The organism is Shimia sp., assembly GCF_041624275.1.
Classification (GTDB): Bacteria; Pseudomonadota; Alphaproteobacteria; order Rhodobacterales; family Rhodobacteraceae; genus Shimia.
Window position 1 is genome coordinate 1 of the sequence record NZ_JBFJVE010000256.1, and the last position, 3,226, is coordinate 3,226.

Here is a 3,226-nt window from a genome sequence, read left to right on the forward strand (position 1 = left end):
CATGTCGACGCAGACGCCGCCGGCCGGCGCATTGACATGCCCCTCGAGCGAGGTGCCGGTGCCATAGCCGATCACCGGCACCCTGTGGGCGGCACAGATCTTGACGATCTCGGCCACTTCCGAGCTGTCCTGCGGGAAGACCACCGCATCGGGCATCTGGTTGCGGATCCAGGTGGTGGTGTGGCCATGCTGTTCACGGATTGCCGCGCCAGTCTGGAACTTCTCCGCAAAGCGCTGTTTCAAAATGCCCAGCGCGGCGGCGATTCCCTCTTCGTTGCGTGGCAGATCGGTGGCCTGGACCATGGTGCTTCCCCTGTCGCTGTCTGTGAACAGTTCATTCTTGTCGGAGCAAAGACTACACGGCGTCAGGTGAGCTGAACATCCGTATTACTGGGGATCACTGACCCAGCGCCAGCCCTTCGCGGCGCGGGTCGGCGCCCCCTTGCAGGCGGCCGCGCGGATCGTCTCCGAAACCGATCGCGTGCAGCCCGGAATTCAGCCCGCGCCGCGTCACGCTGTATCCGAAGGCCTCGAGATCGCGCGTCATGGCAGCGTCTTCGACGTCATAGGGGCCGAACCTGTTGACCCGGTGCGGCACAGAGACTGCCTGCTGCACGTCCATGCCCCAGTCGAGATGGGCGATGATGGCATTGGCGACATAGGCGATGATGCGGCTGCCCCCGGGCGAGCCGATGGCCAGCACCGGCCGCCCCCTGTCCAGCACGATGGTCGGCGCCATCGACGAACGCGGACGTTTGCCGGGCTCCACCCTGTTGGCGATCGGCACCCCGTCGCGATGGGACCGGAACGAGAAGTCGGTCAGTTCGTTGTTGAGCAGAAACCCCGCCGCCATCACCCGGCTGCCAAAGCCGTTTTCGATCGTGGTGGTCATCGACAGGACATTGCCATGGGCATCGGCGATGCTGATATGCGAGGTCGCCGGACGGGCGAAATCGGCGTCATCGGCGTAGTTCAGCGTGTGATCGAAGGCCGGTTGCCCCGGCGCCACCCCGGGCAGGGCGTCGTCGCGGCGCAAAAGCTCCGACCGGTCGTTGAGATAGCCGCGTTCCAGCAGGCCCCGCACCGGCACCGGCACGAAATCGCTGTCGGCCACGTAACGCCCCCGGTCGGCAAAGGCCAGCCGCGTGGCATCGCCGATAAGCCGCCAGCTCTGCGGATCCTCGGGCCCCAGCCCGGTCATGTCGAAGGGGGACAGCAGGCCGAGAATCTGCCCCACGGCCAGCGCGCCCGACGACGGCGGCCCCATGCCGCAGACATCGTAACCGCGGTAGGGGGCGCAGACGGCGGGGCGTTCCTTCACCCGATAAAGCGCCAGATCCTCGGCGCTCAGGGTGCCGGGGCGCGGGGCGCCGCGCACCGCGGCGACGATCTCGGCCGCGATCTCTCCGCTGTAGAAGGGCGCCGCACCCTGCCGGGCCAAGAGCCCCAGCGACCTGGCATAGGCCGGGTTCCGCAGCCTGTCTCCGGCCTGCACGGGCCGGCCGCCGGGCAGGAAATAGGCGGCGGTCCCGGGATGCAGGGCCAGCCTTTCGGCGTCGCGCTGCACCGACTGCGCCATGCGCGGCGACACGGCAAACCCGTCTTCGGCAAGGGTGATCGCGGCCTCGAACAACCCCGGCCAGTCGGCGCGGCCCCAGCGGCGATGCGCCTCCTGCATCAGCATCGGCGTGCCCGGCACCCCGACCGACAGCCCGCCGATCACCGCGTCGAAAAACCCCAGCGGTGCGCCGGCGTCATCCTGCAACAGCCGCGGCGTGGCCGAAAGCGGCGCGGTCTCGCGGCCGTCGAGCGTGGTCAGCGCGCCGGTTGCGCCGTCGTACCAGACCAGAAAGGCACCGCCGCCAAGGCCCGAGCTCTGCGGTTCGACCAGCCCCAGCACCGCCTGTACCGCCACCATGGCGTCGGCCGCCGTGCCGCCCGCGCGCAGCACCCGGCCCCCGGCCTCGACCGCCAGCGGGTGCGCCGCGACCACCATCCAGTCCTTGGCAAAGACCGGCAGGCCGGCCGCCTTCGCGCCCTGCGAGGCCGCCAGCGGCCCGCCTTCGACCCGCCCCAGCGCGGTCGCGGCCTCGGGGGCCAGGGCATCGGCGCTCTGCTGCGCCGGCGCCGCCCCGGCGCCCAGCGCCAGCACCACGGCCATGGTCTTGGTGAATGCGCGCATGGCAGCCTCCCTGTTCACAGACAGCCTAGCGCGGCACGCCCCTTTGGCAATCTGTTTCCACGGCCGGGGCCACCGGAGCGGCAATCCTTCTTGACATGCGGTCAAGCAGAAGGCGACGATTTCATCTATTGACCACACCCTATTGAAAAAAGGAGTTGTCGCATGAAGGCTCTTGTCTGCAGCATTTCGCTAGCTCTCGTCGCCTCGTCCCTTCCTGCCCAGGCGCAAACCCTGTGGAGCACCCAGCATGTCAGACCTTCCGACTGCGGCAGGTTTTCCAAGACCGCCGGAACGGCGGAGTTTTCGACCACGTTGCAAGGGTTCAAATGGCCCTTGCAAAAGGGCAGCGGCGCGCTTTTCGTCTGGGACACTGCTGCCCATCTGAACGCAGCCGCCATCGGTCGGGCCAAGGAGGCGAGACTGCGCGAACGCCTGCTTGCCGCGGCCCGTAGTGGCGCATTCACGAAGCTTGATTTCGAAGGCCCGGGCGGCTCCAGCCCGGCATTTGTTTCGACGACGATCATCAAGTCCGTGGCCCATTCGGTCGATTACCTACGGGGCAGAAATGCACTGTCGTCACAGGATGTGAAGGAAATCGGATCCTGGGTCGGCAAGCTGAGCAAGAACTCGAAGGTCCGAGCCACGTCCAAGGACCACAGGGCCGCCATCCTTGTGTCGCAACTGATGTGGACTGCGGCGACTGACGACCAGAAAGGGTTTTCGCGCAACCTGCGGCAATTCGATACCTATCTGCGAGCGCTTCGAAAAGCGCCCTATTTCACCAGCGATCTGCGCAACAACAATGAGGTGATGCAGCATATCGTACATGGCGCGGCGATCCTGCACATGAACGGGGTCGACCGGTTTTCACCGAAGTTCGGACAATACAGCCTCAACGACGCCGTTACCTACCACGCCAATCAGGTGCGCGCGAACGGAACCGCAAAGATCGGCACCGCGGGCGATCCGCACGACCAGGCACGCAGCATCATGCGGGCCGACGGCCATGGCACCCACTTGGCATGGATTCCCGTCTTTCTCGCC

The 3,226-nt window shown here is 66.7% G+C and carries 3 protein-coding genes; 1 reads left to right on the top strand and 2 read right to left on the bottom strand.

Annotated elements, in window-relative coordinates:
- Both ABZD10_RS14640 and ggt read right to left on the bottom strand, forming a co-directional pair.
- Positions 1 to 303: FAD-binding oxidoreductase (locus ABZD10_RS14640; RefSeq protein ID WP_372887616.1), on the bottom strand; the 303-nt coding region annotated here is incomplete at its 3' end.
- A gap of 94 nt (positions 304 to 397) precedes the next feature.
- Positions 398 to 2,182 (bottom strand): gamma-glutamyltransferase, encoded by a 1,785-nt coding sequence (gene ggt / locus ABZD10_RS14645; RefSeq protein WP_372887618.1) that lies wholly within the window; start codon positions 2,180 to 2,182, stop codon positions 398 to 400.
- Between the two features lie 162 nt (positions 2,183 to 2,344).
- On the opposite strand from ggt, the gene ABZD10_RS14650 reads away from it, so the two are divergent.
- A partial coding sequence (locus ABZD10_RS14650) for a hypothetical protein (protein WP_372887620.1) occupies positions 2,345 to 3,226 on the top strand: 882 nt, incomplete at its 3' end.